The 25,202-nt window shown below is 35.3% G+C and carries 26 protein-coding genes; 6 read left to right on the top strand and 20 right to left on the bottom strand.

The window, feature by feature from the left end; all coding sequences use genetic code 11:
- Nucleotides 1–154 precede the first annotated feature (154 nt).
- The 8 genes from HJ01_RS08215 to HJ01_RS08185 form a co-directional block, all read right to left on the bottom strand.
- Nucleotides 155–580: a DoxX family membrane protein gene (locus HJ01_RS08215; RefSeq protein WP_007137900.1), complete on the bottom strand. Its 426-nt coding sequence runs from the start codon at nt 578–580 to the stop codon at nt 155–157.
- A gap of 103 nt (nt 581–683) precedes the next feature.
- Nucleotides 684–1,586 carry a mechanosensitive ion channel family protein gene (locus HJ01_RS08210; protein ID WP_007137899.1) on the bottom strand — a complete coding sequence of 301 codons (903 nt, stop codon included), beginning with the start codon at nt 1,584–1,586 and terminating at the stop codon, nt 684–686.
- Nucleotides 1,587–1,729: 143 nt separating this feature from the next.
- Complete coding sequence (locus HJ01_RS08205) at nt 1,730–2,257, bottom strand: PRC-barrel domain-containing protein (protein ID WP_007137898.1); 528 nt, start codon at nt 2,255–2,257, stop codon at nt 1,730–1,732.
- A 19-nt stretch (nt 2,258–2,276) separates the two neighbouring features.
- Nucleotides 2,277–2,879 (bottom strand): hypothetical protein, encoded by a 603-nt coding sequence (locus HJ01_RS08200; RefSeq protein ID WP_007137897.1) that lies wholly within the window; start codon nt 2,877–2,879, stop codon nt 2,277–2,279.
- A gap of 91 nt (nt 2,880–2,970) precedes the next feature.
- A complete protein-coding gene (locus HJ01_RS17555; protein WP_007137896.1) occupies nt 2,971–3,117 on the bottom strand; it encodes a lmo0937 family membrane protein in 147 nt (48 codons plus the stop codon).
- A gap of 965 nt (nt 3,118–4,082) precedes the next feature.
- Nucleotides 4,083–4,721 carry a peroxiredoxin gene (locus HJ01_RS08195; protein ID WP_007137894.1) on the bottom strand — a complete coding sequence of 213 codons (639 nt, stop codon included), beginning with the start codon at nt 4,719–4,721 and terminating at the stop codon, nt 4,083–4,085.
- An 81-nt stretch (nt 4,722–4,802) separates the two neighbouring features.
- A complete protein-coding gene (locus tag HJ01_RS08190; RefSeq protein WP_007137893.1) occupies nt 4,803–6,032 on the bottom strand; it encodes an MFS transporter in 1,230 nt (409 codons plus the stop codon).
- A gap of 30 nt (nt 6,033–6,062) precedes the next feature.
- The gene (locus HJ01_RS08185) at nt 6,063–6,974 is read right to left on the bottom strand and encodes an AEC family transporter (protein WP_007137892.1); all 912 of its coding nucleotides are present in this window, start codon (nt 6,972–6,974) and stop codon (nt 6,063–6,065) included.
- Nucleotides 6,975–7,148: 174 nt separating this feature from the next.
- Between HJ01_RS08185 and meaB the strand changes: the two genes are divergently transcribed.
- Nucleotides 7,149–8,246, top strand: a complete 1,098-nt coding sequence (gene meaB, locus HJ01_RS08180) for a methylmalonyl Co-A mutase-associated GTPase MeaB (RefSeq protein ID WP_007137891.1) — start codon at nt 7,149–7,151, stop codon at nt 8,244–8,246.
- A 4-nt stretch (nt 8,247–8,250) separates the two neighbouring features.
- Here the strand turns inward: meaB and HJ01_RS08175 are convergent, their stop codons facing one another.
- The 3 genes from HJ01_RS08175 to HJ01_RS08165 all read right to left on the bottom strand — a co-directional run bounded on the left by HJ01_RS08175 (nt 8,251) and on the right by HJ01_RS08165 (nt 10,928).
- Nucleotides 8,251–8,481: a hypothetical protein gene (locus HJ01_RS08175; protein ID WP_007137890.1), complete on the bottom strand. Its 231-nt coding sequence runs from the start codon at nt 8,479–8,481 to the stop codon at nt 8,251–8,253.
- An 86-nt stretch (nt 8,482–8,567) separates the two neighbouring features.
- On the bottom strand, nt 8,568–9,473 hold the full coding sequence (locus HJ01_RS08170; protein WP_007137889.1) for a prohibitin family protein: 906 nt from the start codon (nt 9,471–9,473) through the stop codon (nt 8,568–8,570).
- Nucleotides 9,474–9,545: 72 nt separating this feature from the next.
- The gene (locus tag HJ01_RS08165; RefSeq protein ID WP_007137888.1) at nt 9,546–10,928 is read right to left on the bottom strand and encodes an MATE family efflux transporter; all 1,383 of its coding nucleotides are present in this window, start codon (nt 10,926–10,928) and stop codon (nt 9,546–9,548) included.
- Between the two features lie 231 nt (nt 10,929–11,159).
- On the opposite strand from HJ01_RS08165, the gene HJ01_RS08160 reads away from it, so the two are divergent.
- Nucleotides 11,160–11,708: a hypothetical protein gene (locus HJ01_RS08160; protein WP_007137887.1), complete on the top strand. Its 549-nt coding sequence runs from the start codon at nt 11,160–11,162 to the stop codon at nt 11,706–11,708.
- 87 nt (nt 11,709–11,795) lie between these two features.
- Here HJ01_RS08160 and HJ01_RS08155 read toward each other — a convergent pair whose 3' ends face one another.
- The gene (locus tag HJ01_RS08155) at nt 11,796–12,677 is read right to left on the bottom strand and encodes a PPK2 family polyphosphate kinase (protein ID WP_007137886.1); all 882 of its coding nucleotides are present in this window, start codon (nt 12,675–12,677) and stop codon (nt 11,796–11,798) included.
- A gap of 172 nt (nt 12,678–12,849) precedes the next feature.
- On the opposite strand from HJ01_RS08155, the gene HJ01_RS08150 reads away from it, so the two are divergent.
- The 3 genes from HJ01_RS08150 (at nt 12,850) to HJ01_RS08140 (ending at nt 15,178) form a co-directional block, all read left to right on the top strand.
- Nucleotides 12,850–13,686 (top strand): DUF6929 family protein, encoded by an 837-nt coding sequence (locus HJ01_RS08150; protein WP_007137885.1) that lies wholly within the window; start codon nt 12,850–12,852, stop codon nt 13,684–13,686.
- Nucleotides 13,687–13,688: 2 nt separating this feature from the next.
- A complete protein-coding gene (locus tag HJ01_RS08145; protein WP_007137883.1) occupies nt 13,689–14,378 on the top strand; it encodes a CPBP family intramembrane glutamic endopeptidase in 690 nt (229 codons plus the stop codon).
- 83 nt (nt 14,379–14,461) lie between these two features.
- Nucleotides 14,462–15,178, top strand: a complete 717-nt coding sequence (locus tag HJ01_RS08140) for a 3-ketoacyl-ACP reductase (protein WP_007137882.1) — start codon at nt 14,462–14,464, stop codon at nt 15,176–15,178.
- Nucleotides 15,179–15,390: 212 nt separating this feature from the next.
- On the opposite strand, the gene mtaB is transcribed toward HJ01_RS08140, so the two are convergent.
- Nucleotides 15,391–16,719, bottom strand: a complete 1,329-nt coding sequence (gene mtaB / locus HJ01_RS08135) for a tRNA (N(6)-L-threonylcarbamoyladenosine(37)-C(2))-methylthiotransferase MtaB (RefSeq protein ID WP_007137881.1) — start codon at nt 16,717–16,719, stop codon at nt 15,391–15,393.
- Nucleotides 16,720–16,806: 87 nt separating this feature from the next.
- On the opposite strand from mtaB, the gene HJ01_RS08130 reads away from it, so the two are divergent.
- Nucleotides 16,807–18,411 (top strand): ABC transporter substrate-binding protein, encoded by a 1,605-nt coding sequence (locus HJ01_RS08130; RefSeq protein WP_007137880.1) that lies wholly within the window; start codon nt 16,807–16,809, stop codon nt 18,409–18,411.
- Here HJ01_RS08130 and HJ01_RS08125 read toward each other — a convergent pair.
- The 7 genes from HJ01_RS08125 to dnaJ all read right to left on the bottom strand — a co-directional run bounded on the left by HJ01_RS08125 (nt 18,408) and on the right by dnaJ (nt 25,118).
- On the bottom strand, nt 18,408–19,205 hold the full coding sequence (locus tag HJ01_RS08125) for a Cof-type HAD-IIB family hydrolase (RefSeq protein ID WP_040473805.1): 798 nt from the start codon (nt 19,203–19,205) through the stop codon (nt 18,408–18,410). The two genes, HJ01_RS08130 and HJ01_RS08125, sit on opposite strands and share 4 nt — an antisense overlap.
- Before the next feature lie 96 nt (nt 19,206–19,301).
- Nucleotides 19,302–19,520, bottom strand: coding sequence for a DUF2007 domain-containing protein (locus HJ01_RS08120; RefSeq protein WP_007137878.1), 219 nt, complete (start codon nt 19,518–19,520; stop codon nt 19,302–19,304).
- A gap of 17 nt (nt 19,521–19,537) precedes the next feature.
- A complete protein-coding gene (locus HJ01_RS08115; RefSeq protein ID WP_007137877.1) occupies nt 19,538–20,185 on the bottom strand; it encodes a DEAD/DEAH box helicase in 648 nt (215 codons plus the stop codon).
- Nucleotides 20,186–20,271: 86 nt separating this feature from the next.
- The gene (locus HJ01_RS08110) at nt 20,272–21,435 is read right to left on the bottom strand and encodes a sigma-54-dependent transcriptional regulator (protein ID WP_007137876.1); all 1,164 of its coding nucleotides are present in this window, start codon (nt 21,433–21,435) and stop codon (nt 20,272–20,274) included.
- Nucleotides 21,436–21,606: 171 nt separating this feature from the next.
- A complete protein-coding gene (locus tag HJ01_RS08105) occupies nt 21,607–22,923 on the bottom strand; it encodes an ABC transporter permease (protein WP_007137875.1) in 1,317 nt (438 codons plus the stop codon).
- Nucleotides 22,924–22,942: 19 nt separating this feature from the next.
- The gene (locus tag HJ01_RS08100; RefSeq protein WP_007137874.1) at nt 22,943–23,866 is read right to left on the bottom strand and encodes an ABC transporter ATP-binding protein; all 924 of its coding nucleotides are present in this window, start codon (nt 23,864–23,866) and stop codon (nt 22,943–22,945) included.
- A gap of 127 nt (nt 23,867–23,993) precedes the next feature.
- Nucleotides 23,994–25,118 carry a molecular chaperone DnaJ gene (dnaJ, locus tag HJ01_RS08095; RefSeq protein WP_007137873.1) on the bottom strand — a complete coding sequence of 375 codons (1,125 nt, stop codon included), beginning with the start codon at nt 25,116–25,118 and terminating at the stop codon, nt 23,994–23,996.
- Nucleotides 25,119–25,202: the final 84 nt, after the last annotated feature.

Genomic DNA, 25,202 nt, shown 5'->3' with positions numbered 1-25,202 from the left:
TGTTTTTGTTTCACTAAAAGAATATCTGTAGCCTTTATTTATGGTTCTTATATTTCGTTTATTGATAAACTGTCTTTAAGTTCACCGTGTTATATTATTTGCAATACTTTCATGTCAGTCGACTTTTAATTTAATTATTGATTAAGCATGCTGTTTATTTTTTAGTATTTCTCCATGACTGCCATGCACCAGACGACCAAAGTGCCCAAGCTATGAGAACCGGTTGAAAGAAAAGTCGGATTAATCTGGTACTATCAGAATTTAAAGCTCCGAAAGCATCTTTTCCATCAAGGTATTGAGCTAAATTTCCCGGGAAAACCAGGATAAAGAATAGGGCTAAGGCCCATCCAAAATTTACTCGTTGCTTTTTCCACAACAGTAAAGTCAGGCCTAATGCTATTTCAACAATACCTGATAATACTACCACTAAATCTTTGCTCAATGGAACCCAATCAGGAACCTGAGCTTGGAAATCGATTCTGTTAAAAGTAAGATGACTAAATCCGGCATAGACCATAAATAGAGCTAATAGGATTCTGAAAATATTTTGCGTTAGAGATGTGTTTACTTCTTTTTTCAAAACTTTATTTTATAGATTAACAATTAAAAGAGATCTGACAGACCGCTTTCGTGCATTGGAATTTTCATAAACTGGGACCTTAATTTACTTCTTTGGTTATTCCCTACTTATTCAACTCCATTTGGGAGAGTTTTTGTACGCCTTTAATTCCAAAGTCCAATGTTCTAATTGGAAAAGGAATAGTAATACCTTGTTCATCAAATGCTTTCTTAATCGCTTTGATGGCTTTATTTTTCATCGCAAAGTAGCTGGGTTCTCCAGGATATTCTATCCAAAATCGAATATTAAAATTGATGGAACTAGAGTCAAATTCAGAATAGTCAAAAACCGTCAAATCTTTATCTATCACACCGTCCAGGTTTTTTATTGTGCTCAATACAACATCTTCAACTTTATCAAGATCATCTGCGTAAGAAACTCCAACGGTTATATCAATTCGCCTTTTTTCTAAGACAGAAAAATTGTAAAAGGCATGCTGTAAAAAGTCTTTATTCGGAATGTAAACTTCTTGACCCTGAAAAGTCGCAATAGCTGTATCGCGCAAGCCAGTTCGAGTTACTTGACCCATTATATCATTTACTTCTATGATTTCCCCAATTTTAAAAGGTCTATTAAAGGCCAGGATAATACCCGAAACAAAATTGGCAGCGATATCCTGAAAAGCAAAACCCAATGCCAAACCTATCACACCAATTCCTGCTAATATTGAGGTTAAAGCCCTATCCAGCCCAAGAACACCAAGCATAATAAAAAGCCCGATACTCAGGATTGCGCCATAAACTATAGTGGAAAATAAATGTCCCAATGCTTCGTTATTTGATGCTTTGTAGAAAAGTTTTCTAAATAATTTACTTCCAAGCTTTGCAAGCACAAGAAAAATGATCAATAGCAACAAGGTCACTGCCATATTGGGAAGCATGTTGATGAAGGTATCAAACCAACTTTCTAACTTTTGTACTACCGTTTGTACCGGTTCCGCTACCTGCTCTTGTATGTCCTGTTTCATTGTGCTATTATAAATTTACTTTTATTTAATAGGCAACTCTTTTATGAATTAATGCTGCGCCTATTATTCCACTGCTTCCTCTTATCACAATTAGTACTGAGGCATTTCCCAAAACACTCTAAGGTGATTAATTACATAGAATTTTACTCCAAATCTCTTTCAGGAAAAGTATCATTAAACTCTTCACGATCATAAAATCCATCAACACTATTCGAACTGTGAATCGTGTTATCTCCCCTGTAATGGCGCAGTAATTTTAATTCGTATTCAAAGTCTATAACATCTCCCTTTTTGAACCGATTTGCTTTGCCAAAAGTCGAACTATTAATTTGATTAGTATTTACAAGTTTGTTCTTCGCATCAATAATTACCATTCCGATAGGAATAATCAGGTGATTTTCCCCTTCCTTGTTTATAAACTCATGAACACCGGAACTTACACGATTTTGATACGTTTCATGCCCTTCCTCAATCAAGGTTGTATCTACCTCAACATCTAGATAAACTACTCGTTCTGCAGTTTTATTCACCAGCAAATGATCTACTTTCCCAATAATACGGTTATTTACATCTTTTACATTCCAACCCCTTACATCGCTATAATTCTCGGCAACTTTATAACCCGACAATTCATCCAGATTAAAAAGATTTTTATTTGTATTTGTCATCATTTTAATTTTTAAAGATTAACTAATTCATTTTTTGAAGTAGGCCAGAAGCCTTTGCAAAGTAATTCTTAACTACATCTTTTTGATCAAGCGTAAGTACACCAGGTTTTATTGATTCTAATGCACTTTTTAATGCTGTAACCTCATCTGCCAAACCTGGATATTTTGCCTTTTGGATGTTTTGCAATATATTAGTTAAAATATCATCCGCCTTTCTAATGTTATCCGCGTGTGTTGTTTCAAAAGAATCTTGTTCAATCATTTTTGCATATTCCCTTGCTTTTTCTATATCTCCCTGAACGTCATACCCAACCTCATTGGCCATAGCATCAGTAGCCTCAATTAGTTTTAATAGCGCTTCATTTGTATATTCATGATCCAGACTCATATTTTCTTTATTGTTTTCTACAAAATTCACGTAGGCCGCGACGGTACCGTTATTTTCTTTTACCCCTAAAAGGTCAGATTCGTTCGTATTAGTGATGTAATCCGCTTCAGTTACTGCCTCTGTATTTTCGCCGTTATCACGAAATACAAGAAAATATACAAGCAATGCAACGATGACAAGGCCAACTAACAACCACGGCCAAACCGGTTTTTTCTTTTCAATCTTAATTTCTGCCATAATAATTTTGTTTTTAAGTGTTAAAATATTTATTCGATAGCATTTTCTTTTAAATGGAACCTTTCAGGTAATCGACATTTAATTATAGTATTCATTTACCTTGAATGAGTTGAGCAACTATTGCGATAATTGCAATAACAAGCAATAAATGTATAAACCAACCGACTTGAAAAGCAAAAAATCCGATTGCCCAACCAATAATTAAAATTACCGCTACGATGTAAAGTAAATTTCTCATGATAGTTTTTTTTTAAGGTTATTATTAGTGCGTTTGATAATATTGTGACCGTTTGCATTTGTGATACGAAGTTATGTCTTAACACGCCATATTGTCTTACATGATATATTAAATTAGTTACATCATTCACAGATTAGCTATTTGAATATTAATTATTTAGAAAACCGTTTTTTATTTTTTACCGCTATCGGGATAAGAATTTTTCATTTGCAACGCTCTCTTTTACATTTTTTCAGCCAATCATCATTACAATTTGTTTGAGCTCAGCAAACTCTTCACAAACAACCTTTAACATGGGGGTAAAGGAAAAAAACAGAACCATACCGGTCAGTCCTCAAACAGCAGTACCAATAAATAAAATCAAGATTGTGATTAAAGCATTGATTTTTAAACTGCCCTACACAGTGCGAGGAGTCAGAAAACTATCTGAAACCAATTGAACAGTCTAGACGCACTATCAACAGCCTGAATCTGAAATGAATTATTAGCATTATGTGTCGCAAAATTTCTGCATTTTATTATACCAAATTTTAAAAAACATCTCTCGAATCCAATAAAATCAATATCTCGATATCTATTAAGATCTGGTAGATGAAAAATGCTTTTTATGGACGAAAGTGAAGTTTGCGCTATCTTGTATAAATCCGCTCCAAAACAGCACTTATACTTCCAAAATCAGGTAGATTTTTGCTATTTAATAACGTAATATACTACACAAAATATATAACTAATTCCTTATTAAACTTGAAACGGTATTATAGAAACAAAAATGCTCTCGATAGCCCTGATGGAAATGAAAATCCCGAGCTATTGCTAAGAATGAAGCTAAATGGCGAGGATTGTAATGAACAGCAGGACAAAAAGTGGTTTTGAAAAGAGATCCTTCTGCTCCTAAAAATACAATCCATAAAAAAAAGGAAATTCAACTAGTGTTGAATTCCCTTTTTGTTTGATCTTATTTATTCTTATTTGTTAGGCTGTGGTGTCATCCTTAAATAATATTTTATTCTTTGAAAACCTTTTGGGAATTTCGCTGGAATATCTTCGTCCTTTATAGCAGGAGAAATAACAACATCATCACCATCTTTCCAGTTTGCCGGAGTCGCCACTTTATAATCTGCCGTTAATTGCAAACTGTCAATAACACGCAGGATTTCATCAAAATTCCTTCCCGTCGATGCTGGATAGGTAAGTATCAATTTTATCTTTTTATCTGGCCCAATTATAAAAACAGAACGGACAGTGAAGGTTTCGTTTGCATTTGGATGAATCATATCATACAAATCAGCCACCTCTTTATTCTCATCAGCTATAATAGGGTATTGTAAAGTAACATTTTGAACTTCTTCAATGTCTTTTATCCACTTCAAGTGCGATTCCAGTCCATCAACACTTAGCGCAATCACTTTTGTATCGCGTTTAACAAATTCAGGGTAGTAATTTGCAACAGTTCCTAACTCTGTAGTACAAACAGGTGTAAAATCAGCGGGGTGCGAAAACAAAACCCCCCATGAATCTCCTAACCATTCATGAAATTTTATTTTTCCTAATGTTGTTTCTGCTTCAAAATCTGGAGCTATATCTCCTAGTCGCAATGTTGCCATGACTTTTTGTTTTTTAAATTCATCTAAAATTAATCAAAAAATCACGAACTGAACCACGAATATTCATAAATAAAACCAAATTTAACTGGGAACAACTTTCTTTTTAATATTGGGCAAGAAGTAGGTAAATATACCAATAAGAGGAAGGTAAGAGCTTATTTGATACACATATTCAATACTGGTTTGATCCGCTAAATAACCCAAGAAAGCGGAGCCTAAGCCACCCATTCCAAAAGCAAAACCAAAGAATAATCCCGAAATCATCCCTACTTTTCCCGGCATTAATTCCTGGGCAAAAACTAAAATTGCTGAAAAAGCTGAAGCAATAACAACTCCAATAATGACTGACAAAACACCTGTCCAAAACAAATCAGCATAAGGCAAAAGCAAAGTAAAAGGCGCTGCCCCTAAAATGGATATCCAAATAATGTACTTTCTTCCAAAACGATCTCCCAATGGGCCTCCAATTAAAGTTCCAGCAGCCACTGATGCCAGAAAGACAAACAAATGAAATTGGGAGTCTTGAATAGAAAGTCCAAATTTATGCATCAAATAAAAAGTAAAATAACTCGACATACTTGTCATGTAAAAGAACTTCGAAAATATCAGTAATAATAAAATCCCAATTGAAATTCTGATTTTCGTTTTAGACAATGGAACAACATCCTCTTCAATTACTATCTTTTTAGAAGCGCGTAACGACAAATGATTTTCATACCAAACGGCAATTCTAGATAATACCCACATCCCTAAGAAACCTGCAAGAATAAACCAAATTATATAAAATTGTCCATAAGGCGCTACAATAACGGCTACCATAAGCGGACCTATTGCACTTCCTGTATTTCCCCCCAACTGGAAAATAGACTGTGCTAATCCTCTTTTTCCACCAGAACCTAAAAAGGCAACCCTAGAGGCTTCTGGATGAAAGATTGATGAACCTACACCGACTAAAGACACTGCTGCCAAAATCATCCAAAACTCAGTGGCAAACGATAATAAGGTCAAGCCAGATATCGTAAAAACCATTCCTATTACTAAGGAATAGGGTTTTGGCTTCTTATCAGTATAAAAACCTATAAATGGTTGTAGTAAAGAAGCTGTCAGCTGGTACACAAAAGTAATCAGACCAATTTGGGTAAAATTAAGCTGAAAATTATCTTTTAATATGGGATAAGTCGCTGGAATAACGGACTGCATCAAATCATTCAACAAATGAGCAAATGCAATAGAGAATAAAATGGAGTATACCGTTTTTTGGGCTAATACTGGATTGGATATTGTTTTTTCTGTACTGGAAAGAGTCTGCATAATCTAAGGTAAAAAGTGGGGTCAAAGAAATTATATAAATTGAAGTATAAAATACCAAACTGCCAGTGTAATAAAAGAAAGTGGAATTCCATATCCTATCATCATACTGCTTAATCTAGGTTTTAATCCATGTGTAGTTGCTAATATGCTAGCCGTAATCATGGGCGCCATTGCTGCTTCCATTATAGAAACCTCAATCATTTTTGAATGTTGATTTAAAACTACTACATATAAGAAATAAATTACGGCTGGAGTCAGTATCAATTTATACAAAAGACCCAGTCCTAAAAATTTCCAATGCTGACTTCTACTTTCAAACCGAAGTTGCAAACCTACAGAAACCAATGCTAATGGAGTAACACCACTTCCTACTTTTTGTAAAACAAATTGAATCCATTCGTGAAAATCGAAACCAAGCACATTCATTACACAAGCCAAAATAAAAGTGATAAAAGGCGGGAAAAACATGATTTTTTTTACAATTTGAACTCCGTTTTGCTCTCCACTAGAGTATAGCGTTGCTACAAGAATTCCCAAAGTAGACAACACCACAAAAGTACCTGGCTGATCGACTAATATGGCCGTTTTCATACCGTTAGCACCATATAACGCCTGAATTATAGGAAAACCTAAAAAAGAGGTGTTTCCTAGCCCAGCAGTTAAAATCAAACAGCCTGTGAGTTTTTTAGACCATTTAAATTTCCGTCCTAAAAATCCAAAGAAAAAATAAGCGAATATAAAACCGATCCAAGTAACTCCAATGGGAAACAACAGTTGGTTGTTCCAATGAATTTTCGGAATAAAATACAATGCCAAAGCGGGAAGGCAAATGTATATGACGATCTTGTTTATTAACTTGTAGCTATCTGTAGGAAACCATTTAATTCTCTGTAACGCAAGTCCAAGAAAAAGATAAACAAAAATTAGAATAATATTGATCATAGCACGACAAATATATCCACTAATTTAATAGCACATAGGATAAAAGAACAAAAATATTGCAGAACTTTATATAATTTTAAAGCAGAACTATCTAAGGTGACATTGTTGCTTACTTAGTTATAAAAACTTCATTAAATCACTATAATTCATGTTTAAGTACTAATTTTACTAAAAATGATTTCAGTTTTGGAAAAAGATAAAATAAAATATTCTGCCCTTCAAGAAAAAGCGGGTATTCCTGCGCCAGAAATATTCAGCCCTTCGGTTGTAAAAACTATTCAGAAATTCAGGAGAATACAACCCTCTTCGGAAGAGCTCGTTAACGGTATTTTATCGGGTAGCATAACGGCATTAAGTCGTGCCATAACTTTGATCGAAAGCACCAATCCTGATCATTTGGCAAAAGCCAACGAAGTAATAAAAGCCTGTTTACCACATGCCAATAAATCAGTTAGAGTAGGAATCACTGGTGTTCCCGGAGTAGGAAAAAGTACTTTTATAGAAGCTTTTGGAAAATACTTAACAGGAATGGGGAAAAAAGTGGCCGTTCTTGCAGTTGATCCCAGTAGCACCATTTCTCACGGAAGTATCCTAGGAGACAAAACCCGCATGGAAGAATTAGTGAAGGATAAAAACGCCTATATCCGTCCATCAGCTTCAGGAGAGACATTAGGTGGTGTGGCGAGAAAAACCAGAGAGTCAATCAGCTTATGTGAAGCTTGTGGTTTTGATACCATTATTATAGAAACCGTTGGCGTAGGCCAAAGCGAAACTGCCGTGCATAGTATGGTAGATTTCTTTCTATTACTAAAAATCTCCGGAGCCGGAGATGAACTGCAAGGAATAAAACGCGGAATTATGGAAATGGCTGATGCGATTGTCATCAATAAAGCAGATGGAGATAATATCAGAAAAGCAAAACTGGCAAAAAGCGAGTTTAATAGAGCGCTGCATCTTTTTCCGGCTAAAAAATCTGGCTGGACACCCACAACCTCAACCTGCAGCGCTATTAATCAAGATGGAATCCCTGAAGTGTGGGCAACCATCGAAAAATTTTTAGAACTTACTAAAACCAACGATTATTTTTATACAAAACGATCAGAGCAAAATGAATATTGGTTAATGGAAACCATCAATGAACAAATAAAACTACGTTTTTACAACCATCCTACAATTCAAAGCCTATTAGATTCAACTAAAAAAGCGGTGCAAAATGATGAAATTTCACCATTTGCAGCCGCTCAATTATTGTTGAAAGAGTATTTTAAATAACTATTTACTCTTTCTCGTAACGTTCCATTTCTTTGTCGTAAAAAGCATTAGCTTGTTCGACTAAACCTTCCATTTCAGCGTTTAATTCTGTTTCGTCAAGATCTTCAGCTTCTTCCATAAACTCTACCTCATCATCTTTAAGATTAATTATAAATCTTGGATAATCTAAATGTATGATGAAAATATCTTCAGGAAAATCAGTATTGTCACCCAGTAAAAACTTTGGTAATTCCATTTGTAATTTATATTTAATGTTTTTATTGTATCACTGGCTTATCGACCCAACGACTAGACAAATAACCGAATAAAGTTTTAAAAAATCTATTTATCGGAAAGAATTATTGGAGCTCCCCCTTTTCCCATAAAGATAATCTTTGTGTTTGGCGATGCAGCTAATTCTTTTTGTGCTTTAATTGTTTCATACTGCAGCTGTTTGTCAGTCAAACCAGTAGAGATAATTTTTTGGTAATCAGCAATACCTTGTGCTTCCACTCTTTTACGTTCTGCTTCTTGTTTCTCTTTTTGTAGAACAAAAACCATCTTTTGAGCATCTTGTTCAGCATTAATTTTACTCTCAATTGTCTTTTTTACAGAGGTTGGAAGATTGATATTTCTAATCAGCAATGACTCAAGTACTAGCCCTCTTGATTTAAAATCGGCTTCGATACTTTTAAAAATACCATCTTGGAATTCATTCCTTTTGGTGGAGTACAAAGCGACAGCATCATAAAAAACAGCGTTGTCACGAATACGTGTTCTTGTAACTGGACGAACAATTTTATCAATATAGTTCACTCCAATTTCTTTAAAAATTGTTGGAGCATCCACCGCAGACACACGATATAATACCGTCAAGTCAATAACCACTTCAAGCCCGTCATTTGACAACACTCTGATGGCATCATCACCTTGCTGATTTCCTTCCGTTGGAGCAGAAGACATAGTATAATTTTGAGTTTGAATATCAAAAACAGTTACATCTAAAAGAGGGTTGATAATATGAAGTCCCGGATCTAAAACTCCCGGCTCAACATTTCCGTATAACGATTTAACACCGGCTTTCCCTGCATCTATTTGTTGAAATGCGGCAGAAAAAATACCCACTACGATTAATAAAATTCCAATAATCCGTGCTAAATTGGAGAATTTTGAGAATGGATTCTGATCTTGTTTCAAAGTAAAGCTCACAACCAATAAGATTATGCCAAGAATAATAAGTAATATCATGTATTTTATTTTAGAATGTTATATCTGTCAAGTGAACAGAAAAACAAATTAGAAGAATACGTGAGGACAAACTTATTTTGAGGTTTTTTCTACAAGCAACCTATTTGTCAATCTCACAAAGCGAAGATACAAAAATAAAGCGGCAATAGATAATCCTGCGAGAAGACCTATCCAAATCCCTGCCCCTTTCAGTTCAGTATATAGACCTAAATAAATTGATATTGGAAATCCAACTACCCAATAAGCAACAAAAGTGATGTACATGGGTACTTTTACGTCTTGTAATCCTCTTAAAGCTCCCAAGACAACTACCTGAATTCCATCTGAAATTTGAAAAACTGCTGCTACTAATAATAGTTGGGCAGCAATGCTTACCACCTCAGTATTAACGGCTAAATCGTTTACATTATTCATATCAACAAACAACGCTGGTAACTGCGTATGGAACAGTACAAATATCAGAGCGAAAAAAGTCTCAACTATTATTGCCAATAAAAATATAGAAAAGGCCACAACACGAAGTTGCTTATAGTCAGCCAAACCCTTTTGATTCCCTACTCGAATTGAGGCAGCTACACTCAAGCCCATGGCGAACATAAACGTAAAACTAGCCAAACTTAATGCAATTTGATTCGCTGCTTGATTCATTATCCCCAAAACACCCGAAAGCCAAATTGCCCCAGTGAACAAACCCACCTCAAAAAACATTTGCATAGCAGAAGGCGCCCCTAACCGAATAATCTCGATATTCACCTTTTTTTTGATATTTTGTAGAGAAAACTTCTCGAAAAAATGATGAAACTTCTCCTTTTTTTTCATCACATAATGCATATATCCTAGCATCACAAAACGTGACGCTATAGTCCCTATCCCTGCACCAACAATACCCAATTCCGGAAAAATCCAAATACCATAAATAAATAAATAATTCAAAACTACATTTACTACATTTCCTAAAATGGTTGCCCACATAGAATATTTAGTTTCGCTCATTCCATCCGCAAATTGCTTATACCCTTGGAAGATTATCAACGGAATCAAAGAAAAAGCCACAATATCTAAATAAGGCTTGGCTAACTCAACCACATTGTCAGGTTGTCCCATGAAACCTATTAATGGTTTAGAAAAAAATATCAGTCCAAAAAGTACGACTCCTAAAATGGTACACAAATACAATCCATGATGAAATATACTTCTCCCCTCCTCGATACTTTTTTTTCCGTCTGCTTGTGCTGCCAATGGTGTAATAGCCGTTGAAAACCCAATCCCCAATGACATCGCGATAAAAACAAAGCTGTTTCCAAGAGAAACGGCTGCTAATTCCGTTGGTCCTAATTTACCCACCATAATATTATCAACAATTCCAACAACGGTATGTCCTAACATTCCTAAAATTATAGGATAGGCTAATCTTAAATTATACGAGAACTCTTTTGTGTAGGTAGATAAATTCAATTTCAGGTTTTTGATGGCAAATATAATTAGAACCTTTTTAATGTTCCTGCAATATTGAATTAATATACACTACTATTTTGTGCTGTTTTTTTCCTAGCTCTAATATTATGTAACAAAATCAAATAATTCTATAACATTTCCGGACATACACCTATATACATTTGTATCTGTCGATAAGAGTGTAATTAAACATCTCAAAAAGACATATTTTAAAACCCAAATAATACGATTATGAAAGTTACAGGAAAAATTAAAATGTTATTTGTATTTGCAGTATCAATAATGTTTGCAAATAATGCACAAGCACAAGACACAGCAGTAAAAAATTACGATCAAGGTTTCAAATTAGGATTTGGTGTTAGTGGTGGATACGCTACTCAAGACCCATATAAATTAGCTTTGGGTGCAGATGCTAGATTACAATATGATTTAACAAAAAGATACTCATTGACTTTGACTACTGGATTTACAAACCTTTTTGTAAGTGAAGCTGACGGAAGTGACTTAGGTTTTATTCCAGCTAAAGCAGGTTTTAAAGCATTCGTTTGGAATGACGAATTTTATGTGATGGGAGAAGCTGGTGCTGCATTTGCAGTGACTAACGGTTATGACCAAACTTCTTTAATCTTAGCGCCGAGTGTCGGTTATGCAACAAAATACATTGACGTTTCATTGCGTTATGAGCACTATTCTGATTTTCCAACAGTAAATAACAATGGATCTACAGGAAAAGGTGTTGGACAAGTTGGAGTACGTTTGGCTTACGGGTTTGAACTATAATACCAATTTTCGAATTAGTAAAAAAAATGCTCTGAGTTTCAGAGCATTTTTTTTGTTTTAGACATTTATGAAAAATAAACTGCCAAATCACTTTTCCTTCTTCAGCATATCTTTATACATCTGGAAATTAGCTTTTACTTTATCATCTAATTCCGGTTCTTTTATATCCGTATGTTTCTGCATTTCTTCCCAGATAATTTTAGCTACAATATAGCGAGCCATATCCTTGTCATCAGAAGGGATTATGTACCAAGGTGCATTTTCAGTAGCTGTTTTATTAATAGCTTCCTGATAATATTCCATATATTCATCCCAGTGCTCCCGCTCTTTCAAATCCCCTGGAGAGAATTTCCAATGGTGCTCCTCTTCTTCCAGTCTCCGCAACAAGCGTTGCCGTTGCTCCTCCTTACTTATATGAAAGTAAAACTTCATTACAATTATTCCATTTTGAGTAATATGCTTCTCAAAATTATTGATTTGCTCCATTCTATTTTCCCAAAACTGAGGGGTAATATCTTCTACTTTCTCAATGCCCGGTAAATTTTCGTTCAATATATATTCAGGATGCACACGAGTAACTAAAACATTCTCGTAATGCGTTCTGTTAAAAACAGCAAATTTCCCTTTCTCAGGCAAAGCCAGATAATGTCTCCATAAATAATCGTGTTCCAGCTCAGTCGAGTTCGGCGTTTTAAAACTATAAACCTCCACTCCACGTGGGTTGAATTCCTTAAAAACTTCCCTAATCAAACTATCCTTTCCAGAAGTATCCATTCCTTGCAGGCAAATCAAAACGCCGTAGCGATTGTGCGCATACATCACATCCTGCAACGCACTCAACTTCTCCTGCACCTTATCTAATTTATCTTCCTTATCGTCATCGCTGGCTTTATTAAACAAGTTCGTAGGGATTTTAGACAAATCAATTTTGCCTGTCACTTTAAAATTATCTGGATCAATAGACTTCATAAGAAATATTTTATCTTTATAATCTCAAATATAACAAATAATTGAGTTACTCTTGATAAATTTCAGGAGCTATTTCCGGCTATTCGCTACAATCTATTAATCCGCAAAAAAGCGGCTTAATAGGATTTTCGCTGCTATCCGGGCTAGGGCATCCTTTTCTAAAATAACATTCATGAAAAAATTCACACTCGATTTACTTTTTAAAATCATCGGAATAGGTTCTGCCTCAGGACTACTGTACAACGACAACAGCTTACTCCTTATTGGTGACAATAGCGGGTTCCTATATGAATACAATATAGACAGCAGCAATTTAAAGAGCTATCCACTTATAGAAAAGCCTTCTGAAAACATTCCTAAAAAAGAAAAACCAGATTTTGAATCCTTTACTCAATATCAAGATACAATATATGTATTTGGTTCAGGATCTACCGCCAAAGGGAACAGCATGGTCGAGTTTGACTTAAAACAAAAAAAGAAAGTCACTACCAATAATCTAGTCGATTTATATGCCGTTATGCAAAGTTTCGGCAACATCAATCAGGGAAATTTTAATTTAGAAGGCGCCATTTACGACGGCGAAACCTGGTACTTATTCAATCGAGGCAATGGAGATGCGAGTAGGAATGTACTTTTTAGTATTCACGCAAAAAAACTAAGTGATGAATTCAGTCTAATGTCAAACGACTACAAACTCCCTAAGATAAAAGGCGTTCGCTCCACTTTTACAGATGCTGTTTTGGTCGACGGAAAAATTTATTTTTTGGCCACAACCGAAAATACAAAATCAACCTACGCCGATGGCGAAATTCTAGTAAGTCATATTGGTTGTATCAATCTAGAGACCATGAAAATTGAGTTCACAAAAAAAATTAGCAACAGCCATAAATTTAAGGGATTAACTGTTTTCAAAAACTCGAATAAAAAGATTGAGTTCTTACTTTGCGAAGACAAGGAAACAGCCGTTCTAGAAACCCAAATTTATAAACTGACCTTAGACTTGAAATAAAAATGAACGATTATTTAAAGAAAACTAAGAAGTCAACCCTGATTGGTGGAATTTCATTTTTAGTATTACTACTGATTGCTACTGCAGTATCATTTCCGTTTTTAAAGCAACTTAATTTTAAGTATGTTACCACATTCTATATCTCTAGGTTAATTATTTGGCTCTGTTTGTTTTTAGTTTATATGTATTCTGTAACTATAGAAAAACAAAACTTCCTCTTATGGAAGGAGAAAAAATATTCACTGCTATTTTATATACAATCTATCGCTAAAACTATGGGGATACTAGTATTAGTCATGTTAGGGATTGCCCTTTTATTTAAATTATCTGGTTCAAACATCGAAAGCAAAAAGATAGATGAGATTCTTAAATTTTTCAATAACAACCTGCCTTTAATACTATTTACATCAATAACTGCCGGGGTTACTGAAGAACTACTTTTTAGAGGCTACCTTATTCCCAGACTAGAAATTCTGTTTAAAAACTCCTATTGGGCAATCGTTATATCAAGTGTTCTTTTTGGGCTTATCCATTATAGCTATGGTACTTTAATCCAAATAATTGCTCCTTTGTTTATAGGAGTGGTATTAGCTTTCCACTATCAAAAATACAGATCCATTACAATTATTATAATCTGCCATTTCCTTTGGGATTTAATAGTGCTCCTCAACAAAACATCCCAAATGCAATAACTTTAAGGATTTTTTCACATTGTACTTCCATTTAAAAAAAGGGAATGGTTTAACTTTGCTTGCAACATCTAAAATGGAATGAAATGACGGACTTAAAAAATAAAAATGCACTTATCACGGGTGCCGGAAAAGGAATAGGAAAAGCTATCGCTTTGGCCTTAGCCAAAGAAGGCGTAAATGTGATTTTGGTTGCGAGAACACAAGAAGAAATCGATAATGTAGCAGCAAAAGCGCGCTCTTTGAGAGTAAAAGCACTAGCAATCACTGCAGATGTTGCTGACATCAGCTCGGTAAACGCTGCTGCTGAAAAAGCCCTAGCTGAATTTGGAACCATCGATATTTTAATCAATAATGCCGGAATTGCCGCTTTTGGTAAATTCTTAGAATTAGAACCTACAGCTTGGGAACGCATCATTCAGGTAAACTTAATGGGAACTTATTATATGACTCGTGCCGTTTTGCCTAATATGATTGAAAGACAAACAGGAGACATTATCAATATTTCTTCAACTGCAGGATTAGCCGGAAACGCTTTAACAAGTGCGTATAGTGCTTCTAAATTTGCCGTTTTGGGATTAACTGAATCTTTAATGCAAGAAGTTCGCAAATACAACATTCGTGTGACAGCATTGACTCCAAGTACTGTTGCTACCGAAATGGCGAAAGACTTAAAACTGACTGACGGAAATCCTGATAAAGTAATGCAGGCTGAAGATATGGCTGAATTGATTATCGCACAGTTAAAACTAAACCGACGCGTTTTCATTAAGAACAGCAGTATTTGGTCGACGAACCCGTAATTTTTTTAACGTATAAGTCATATTAGTAGAAAGTCTTAAAGTCAAAAGGCCAATCTTAACTAATAAAACCATTAAGGGATTAAGAAAATTAAGCGTAAAACTTAATAAACTTAATCCCTTAATGGTTTAGAAGACTTATGTGACTTATATGTTTAAAAAAAATCCATCAATGCTATTAAAAACTTAAGTGACTTATATGTTTAAAAATTAATTTAAACTAAAGTAGAAACAAATTCAATTCTTACACTTCCATCATCATCAATTTTAGTCAGGTTGATCTCGTGTAAAGTATTCACTAATTCAGGATTCCAAGGTGTTTTTACTTTTACGTAGTTTTCTGTAAATCCGTGAATATAACCTTCTTTATTTTCACTTTCAAACAGTACTGTCCTATTAGTTCCCAACTGGCTTTCATAAAAAGCACGACGTTTCTTAACTGACAATCCACGCATCATTTTGCTTCGTTTCGACCTTACGATACTAGGAACGACTCCTGGCATATCGGCTGCTTCTGTATTATCACGCTCTGAATAAGTAAAAACATGTAAATACGAGATGTCCATATCATTCAAGAAATGATAGGTTTCCAAAAAATGTTTGTCTGTTTCTCCTGGAAAACCTACGATAACATCTACTCCAATACATGCATGTGGCATCACTTCCCGAATTTTATTTACACGTTCTGTATAGATTTCGCGTTGGTAGCGACGCTTCATTAATTTCAAAATATCATTACTTCCAGATTGTAATGGGATATGAAAATGAGGTACAAAAGTCCTACTTTTCGATACAAATTCTATTGTTTCATTTTTCAATAAATTCGGCTCAATAGACGAGATGCGCAATCTTTCGATTCCTTCTACTTTATCTAATTCTTGAACCAATTCCAAGAATGTATGTTCGTGTTTTTTATTTCCAAACTCTCCTTTTCCGTAATCTCCAATATTCACTCCAGTCAAAACAATCTCCTTGATGTTTTGATCTGAAATATCTTTTGCGTTTTTCAACACATTTTCTAATTCATCACTACGTGAAATCCCTCTTGCTAGTGGAATAGTACAATAAGTACATTTGTAATCACAACCGTCCTGCACTTTCAGGAAAGCACGCGTTCTGTCACCAATAGAATAACTCCCTACATAGAAATCAGCTTCTGATATCTCGCAAGAATGGACTTCACCCATATCGTTTTTACTCAAATCATTGATGTAATCCAGGATTTTGAATTTTTCTGTGGCACCAAGAACTAAATCCACACCATCAACAGACGCTAATTCTTCCGGTTTCAATTGCGCATAACAACCCACAGCCGCAACAAAAGCTTTGTCATTGAGTTTCATCGCTTTCTTTACAACCTGCTTGAACTGTTTATCTGCGTTCTCCGTCACTGAACAAGTATTAATAACGTACATATCAGCGACTTCTTCAAAATCAACACGATCAAAACCTTCATCTTGAAAATTTCGAGCAATTGTTGATGTTTCTGAAAAATTCAGTTTGCATCCAAGCGTATAAAAGGCAACTTTTTTTCTGTTTTCCATAGGGATAAACTACGTTTTAAGTAGTAACTTATTATATTTACATCTTTGTAAAAAGAGTTTGCAAATTTACGTACAATATTCTTTAAAATGAAATCAATAATCCCTTATATATCAGTATTTTGTATTGTATTAACATTTGTTTCTTGCGGAAAAGAGAGCAAAGAAAACAAAGACCGCCTCGTTTTTAGATACAATGAAAGTTCTAATATCACATCATTAGACCCTGCCTTTTCTAAAGTACAGTCTAATATTTGGGCTTGCAACCACATTTTCAATGGTTTACTCCAATTAGATGACAGCCTGCACATAAAGCCTGATATTGCTAAATCTTGGACTATCGCGCCAGATGCAAAAACCTATACATTCACCTTACGCAACGATATCTTTTTTCAGAAACATATCCTTTTTGGTAAGGATAGCACCCGAACAGTAAAAGCACAAGATTTTGAATACAGTTTAGGTCGTTTATTAGATGAAAAAGTGGCTTCGCCTGGCGGGTGGGTGTTGCAAAATGTCGAAAGTTTCAAAGCCAAAAATGATAGCGTTTTCGAAATTAAGCTAATCAAACCATTTCCTGCTTTCCTTGGTTTGATGACTATGAAATATGCCTCTGTGGTGCCTAAAGAAGTTGTTGAACATTACGGCAGTGATTTTCGATCCCATCCAATAGGTACCGGACCATTTCAATTTAAATTGTGGGAAGAAAACGTAAAACTGGTTTTGCGAAAAAACCCACTGTATTATGAAAAAGATGAAAAAGGAAACGCCCTTCCCTATCTTGAGGCGGTAGCCATTACTTTCTTGCCGGACAAGCAAAGTGGTTTTCTGCAATTCATACAAGGAAAATTAGATTTTACTTCCGGACTAGACCCTTCCTATAAAGACGAAATTCTTACCCAAAAAGGGGAACTACAACCTAATTACGTAAATGACGTAAACTTGATAACAGGTCCGTACCTCAACACTGAATATTTGGGATTCCGAATGGACGGTGATAACAAAACTGTTTTGGACTCACGCATTCGAAAGGCTATGAACTATGGCTTTGACCGCCAAAAACTAGTTACCTATTTGCGGAATAATATGGGGACACCAGCCGTAAACGGAATGATTCCAATGGGTTTACCAAGTTTCAACAATGCAGAAGGTTATGATTACGATATCGAAAAAGCAAAAGAATTAGTTAACGACTACAAAAAAACGACTGGAGATAAAAACCCAGTAATTCAATTAAGTACTAATGCTTCCTATGTAGATATTGGAGAGTTTTTACAACGAGAATGGCAAAAAATAGGCTTGGATGTACAAGTTGATATTAGTCCGCCCTCGACTTTGCGACAAGCGATATCGACTGGTAAAGTGTCTTTTTTTAGAGCGAGCTGGATTGCCGACTATCCTGATGCCGAGAATTACTTGTCACTATTTTACAGTGGGAATTTTTCCCCAAACGGACCAAATTATACCCACTTTAAAAATGCCGAATTCGATATGTTATACGAACAGGCTTTCAAAGAAACTGATGACCAAAAACGCTATGTTTTGTATCAAAAAATGGATAAAATCATCATAAACGAAGCGCCGGTTATTGCTTTGTTTTATGACAAAGTGGCCCGTTTTACTAGAAAAAACGTGACCGGTTTGGGTATGAACCCATTGAATCTACTGAGTTTGAAAAAAGTAAAAAAGAATTAATTCAATATAAATCGTCTTACTACCTCAGCAACTCCATGATTATTGTTTGAAGCAACAATAACGTCCCCTTTATGACGAAGTTCAGGAGTCACATTATCTACCCAAACGCCCAGTCCAGCATATTCGATCATTGTTAAGTCATTGCCCGCGTTACCAACGGCTATAATTTCACTTTGAAGAATGTTCAGTTTTTCTGCTAATAATTTGACGCTTGCCCCTTTGTCGATGCCGTTTTGTGCAACTTCAAGGAAAAAAGGTTTTGACATACTTACACTCAAATGCGGCATTACCAATTTTAAGTCTTTTTCGACTCCTTTGAGATAAGCTGGTTCTTCCAATAAAATACATTTTACAGCAGACGATTGAACGGCAGCTTTAAAATCCAATACTTTGTTGTGTACCAATCCCGTTATTTTTCTTTCGATTTCAATGTATTCAGAATCCGTTTCACTCACAATTTCCCCATCAACATACGTAATAATATGAGTTTTGCTTTTTACACTGTAATCATATAATTCATGAATTTGTTGTTGAGTCAAAGTTTGTTCAAAAATGATTTTATCTTCTTTTAAATCAGAAATCACTGCGCCATTATAAGAAATCATATAGGAATTATGCAGGTTTAACTCTTTGGCATACGCCGTCATGGCAGGAGTTGGCCTTCCCGACGCTAAAACTATATGAACACCCATTTCCTGAGCTTTTGCAAGCATTTCCTTATTCTGAATCGAAATTTCATGGTCATCATTCAACAAGGTATCATCCATGTCTAAAACCAACATTTTATATTTCATGTATTGTTTTTTTTTGTTATTCGAATCCAATTTTAAAAAGAAAACCTTGATGTAAAAAAGCATCAAGGAATCAATATTTAAAGTGACTGACGAGTATTAAATACTCAGTCTGAATTCTTCAATAACAGGGCTTACCTTACCGTACTCCGTTTCCTGAACAAACAGCTCGACAGCCGATCCTGAACTACCAAAACCTGCCAATCTTGCCGATTGGATATTATCTTTTTTCACTACATCTATACCTATAGCTTCAATTTTTTCTTTTAAAGCCAATGCTAAAATTTCGCTTCCCGAAAACACTTTCATTAATCCCATCTCTATTTTATTTTATGTTATTTTTTATCCTCTTCATTCTCATCCTCTTCATCTTCGTCAATTTCAAACAAGAAAGGCTCTACCAACATTTTTTCAGCAAGAATATCAATACGGTCTGTCATTTGCTCCGAAAAAATGATGCGTTGCGTTCTAGTAATACTGTTAGAAATACGCATGATTTTAGTTTCATGTCGTAATCTCAAAATTGGATCAGCATCATCAAGAATAAACATTTTAAGTCGGTTCACATTGAAACCAGCCATAGTAAACATCTCATTTAACTTATTAGGAGTTCCAATCAAAACGTCAATTCCGCCTGAAATGAAATTTTTATCGTATTCCATATCCCCTCTATCATGAACTCCATACACAGTCATATTCGTATATCTACCGTACTTTTCAAAAAGTGCTTCCATCTCCAAAACCTTGGCTTTGTCTTCCACAATAATCAAAGCACGCGGAGATTGCTCACCCTCACAAACCAACTGTTGAATCACGTTGATTACAATAGTTGTTGTTTTTCCGCTTCCCTTTGGTGCTACAATAATACAATCTGCTCCACTTTTTAAAGTCGAAAAAGTTTCCTTTTGCATTTTATTAGCCTCCGTTAAGCCATTTTCAATTAGTGCTTCTTGTAGCTTTTCGTTTAATTTTTTTAATTTCATTTACTTTAGATTGAAAGATTTAAACATTAAAAAATTAATAGATTAGACTCTTAATTTTTTAATTACTTAATCTTTAAATTATTTAATCATTTTGATGCAAACAACTTCACATCACTCTCGGAAATTTCGCTTCCGCCAAGGATAATCAAACGTTCCACCACATTTCGCAATTCACGAATATTTCCCGTCCAGTCATATTCTTGTAATAATTTGACGGCATCATTAGAGAACTTCTTTCTTGCATTCCCTTGCTCTGAAGCAATTTTATCTGCAAAATGCGAAATTAATAGCGGAATATCGTCGCGTCTTTCATTTAACGACGGAACTTTAATCAATATAACGGCCAATCGGTGGTACAAATCCTCACGAAAACGCCCTTCGGCAATCTCTGTCTTTAAATCTTTATTGGTGGCGGCAACTACACGTACATCCACTTTTATGTCCTTGTCTGCTCCTACTCTGGTAATCATACTTTCCTGCAGTGCACGCAATACTTTGGCTTGAGCAGAAAGACTCATATCACCAATTTCGTCAAGAAAAATAGTTCCTTTATCTGCAGCTTCAAATTTACCCGCTCGGTCTTTCACCGCAGAAGTAAAAGCTCCTTTAACATGACCAAATAGTTCGCTTTCTATCAATTCACTTGGAATTGCAGCACAATTCACTTCGATTAAAGGAAAACTAGCACGTTCGCTTCTTTCATGCAATTGATGTGCTACTAATTCTTTTCCGGTTCCATTAGGTCCAGTAATCAAAACTCGAGCTTCAGTTTGGGCCACTTTGTCGATCATCACTTTAATGTGATTAATCGCATCGCTTTCCCCGATCATCTCATAGTTTTTGCTGACTTTTTTCTTTAAAATCTTATTTTCTGAAACCAATTGCTTTTTGTCCAACGCATTTCTAACCGTATTTAGCAAACGGTTTAAATCAGGTGGTTTTGAAATATAATCAAAAGCCCCCATGCGCATCGTATTTATAGCCGTTTCCATATCTCCATGACCAGAAATCATGACGATAGGAATTTCGGGTTTTATCTTTTTAACCGCCTCAAGCAATTCAACACCATCCATTTTTGGCATTTTTATATCGCACAAAACTAAATCGTAGTCGTTATTTTTTATTTTTTCAAAACCCGCAACACCATCTTCTGCATCTTCTACCTGATAGGCATCGTTTTCTTCAGAAAGTATTTTAGAAAGTACTCTTCGGATCGCGGCTTCGTCTTCTATGATTAATATTTTCGGCATAATTATTTTATCGTTTTACCGCAAAGTTCGCAAAGTAATTCGCAAAGTTCACAAGTTTTTTTTAAACCTGATTTTGTAGCCCCGATTGCAGTGAAAATCCTTTTTTTAATTCGCTTTTTGGGCGAAGTAAAAAAGATTGTAGCGAAAAGCGGGAAATAGCTCCAAATTATTTTAATATTTTAACCATTTATACAACTCTTTCCATGTGGGCTTTTTACCGTACATCAATATTCCAACGCGGTATATTTTAGCTGCAAACCAAACCACTGAAAAGAAAGTAGCAAATAGTAAGGTGACTGATATTGCAATTTGCCACAAAGGTACGCCAAACGGGATTCGCATCAACATCACAATAGGCGATGTAAGCGGAATCATCGAAAAAACGACTGCTAATGTCCCGTGTGGGTCGTTCATTACACTGAAAAAACCAACATAAACACTAAGCATCAACGGCATGATGATAGGCAATAAAAACTGTTGCGAGTCAGTTTGATTATCTACTGCGGCACCAATTGCCGCGTAAAATGAACTGTATAAGAAGTAACCTCCTATGAAGTAAACAACAAAACCGATAAGGATACTTGCTATAGGCAAGTTCCATAACTCTTTGATATACATTTGGGCTGGACCTGCAAATTCATTCTGTGCTTGCTGCATCATTTCCGGTGAAACTTTAGCCGTTGGTCCAACGTTTACACCAAAAAATATCGAAGCAGCAAACATCAAGGAAAGTCCTATTACTGCCCATATAAAGAACTGTAGGATACCAGCTAGCGATGTCCCTATGATTTTACCAATCATCAATTGAAATGGTTTGACCGAAGAAATAATTATCTCTATAATTCGGTTGGTTTTTTCTTCAATCACAGAACGCATCACCATATTTCCATAGATAATAATAAACATCATGATCAAATAACCAAAGCCACCACCAATGGCAATTTTAATTTCATTGAGACCTTTCACACTTTGCTCCCCAGAAGCTTTTGCAAGGCTAATATTGACTTTAGACTGTGCATTTTTTATTGCCTCGGTATCTAATTTTGCCTCTTCAAGGTTAATATCGGTAATTTTATTAGCAATAATTCCTTGTACACTTTCAATAAATGAAATGCTGGGACTGTCATTTGAGATGAATTGTATTTTGCTTTCCAAATCAGCTACATTCGTAGTATTGGGAATCAATAGTAAGCCTTCATAACTTTCATTTGTGATACTGTCCTTGAGGAACTGCGCATCAATAAGCGATAAGTCTAGGTATTTATAATTGCTTTTGTCACTGTTTTTAGAAACAAACTCGTTGACAAACAAACCAGATTCATCATGAATGGCTATTCGTTTGGTTTCCGCTTTCATTGAGCTTAAATAGCCCACAAAGCCAGCGATTCCAACAAAGAGTAACGGACTTAAAAAGGTCATAACAATAAAGGATTTATTACGCACTTTGGCAATAAATTCTCTTTTTATGATTAATGAAATAATACTCATAGGAGTTATAAATTATAATTTACTTTTCGCTTACAGTTTGGATAAAAATATCATTTACGCTTGGTATTTTTTCCATAAAATGAGTTACTTGCCCACGCTGCGTCAGGACATTAAGTAATTCATTTGGCATGGCATTTCCTATTTGAATTTCAAGTTTCAATTCGTTACTGAGCGATTTAAAATTAGCTGGGCCAACAGTGAATTTTTGGGTAATATCATACATCAGACCCTCTACGTTATCTGATAAAACCCCAACTTCAAAGCTATTGGTTTTAAATTGTCTTTTAACATCATCCAATTTGCCTTCTATCAGTTTATTTGACTTATGGATTAGGGCGATATGATCACATAATTCTTCAACACTTTCCATACGGTGCGTAGAAAAAATTATGGTAGCTCCATCCTCTCGCAAAGCAAGAATTTCATCTTTTATGATATTGGCATTTACAGGATCAAAACCAGAAAAAGGTTCGTCAAAAATCAGTAATTTAGGCTTGTGCAGCACACAAACGACAAACTGAATTTTTTGGGCCATTCCTTTGGATAACTCTTGCACCTTTTTGTTCCACCAGCCTTGAATTTCTAGTCTTTCAAACCAATAATTCAACTGTTTTGTAGCTTCCGCTTTAGACAAGCCTTTCATTTGAGCCAAATACAAACATTGTTCTCCCACTTTCATGCTATTGTACAATCCTCTTTCTTCAGGAAGATATCCAATATATTGAACATGCTTGGGCTGCAACTTTTCACCGTCAAGGATGATTTCGCCGCTATCGGGTAAAGTAATTTGGTTTATTATTCGGATTAGTGATGTTTTTCCGGCACCGTTTGGACCTAAAAGCCCATAAATACTGCCCTTAGGCACGGTTAACGAAACTTCATTAAGCGCCACGTAATCACCATATTGCTTAACAACTTTATTAACTTCAAGTAAGGTACTCATGCTGAATTTTGAATTTGTGTAAAAGTAAATAATTAGTAGCAAAATAGGTCCAATTGTTACAAAAAAAACCCATCCTTATTTTAACAAGGATGGGGAACTAATTTTAAATTTTTAAGCTTTCTATAAATTACGAAAACATATCTTTTACTTTTTCAAAAAATGATTTGTCTGATTTTTCAGGATTTGGAATGAAATTTTCATCCGTCACATTCTTCTCGAAAAATTGCCTCTGATCTTTGTTTAAGGTTTTTGGCGTCCATACATTTACATGTACCAACAAATCACCATTCCCATAACCATTGATACTCGGAATTCCTTTTCCTTTTAATCTGAGAATCTTGCCGGATTGAATTCCTTCTTCCAGTTTAATTCTCACTTTTCCATTTATAGCCTCGATATCTTTTGATATTCCAAGAACTGCTTCAGAAAAACTGATATATAAATCATAATGTAAATTCTCACCTTCACGCTTCAAGAATTGGTGCTCCAACTCTTCGATCGCTACAATCAAATCTCCTGGAACACTGTTCCCTGGAGCATCGTTACCTTTATTAGAAACTTTCAATTGCATTCCGTCAACCACACCTGCAGGAATTTTTATAGAAACGGTATCGTCTTCAGTAATCATACCTTGCGAATCTGCTTCTGCTGGTTTTTTATCCAGAATCTGACCTGAACCAGCACAAGTAGGACAGGTAGAAGCTGATTGCATTCTTCCCAATATCGTATTAGTCACTCTCATTACTTGACCTTGACCATTACAAGTAGAACAAGTTCTATAAGAAACGCCTGGTGCTTGAACTTTACGTTTAACCTTTACCTTTTTCTCAACTCCATTTGCAATTTCTTCAAGAGTCAATTTCACTTTGATGCGAAGATTACTCCCTTTGGTTCTGCGTTGACCTCCGCCACCGCCCCCAAATCCGCCACCGCCTCCAAAGGCGCTACCGAAAATATCTCCGAACTGGCTAAAAATATCATCCATATTCATTCCACCTTGACCGCCGCCGCCGCCAAAACCGCCGGAACCATCAAAAGCTTGATGACCATATTGATCGTATTTTGCTTTTTTGTTTGGATCACTTAAAACCTCATACGCCTCTGCAGCTAATTTAAACTTTTCTTCTGCCGATTTGTCGTCAGGGTTCTTGTCAGGATGATGCTCTAATGCTTTTTTTCTGTAGGCTTTCTTTATTGCTGCAGCATCTGCACTTTTTGAAATACCTAATATCTCGTAAAAATCTTTTTTCATTTTTTTATTTTTGAATGGCACAACTTCGACCAATCGCATTATTGGTACAGACGTTATTTATTGCGTCTCATATTAATTGGATGC

Source organism: Flavobacterium frigoris PS1 (genome assembly GCF_000252125.1).
GTDB classification, from domain to species: Bacteria; Bacteroidota; Bacteroidia; order Flavobacteriales; family Flavobacteriaceae; genus Flavobacterium; species Flavobacterium frigoris_A.
Note: the sequence above shows the minus strand (reverse complement) of the source record. Positions and strands in the feature narration are given on the sequence as shown.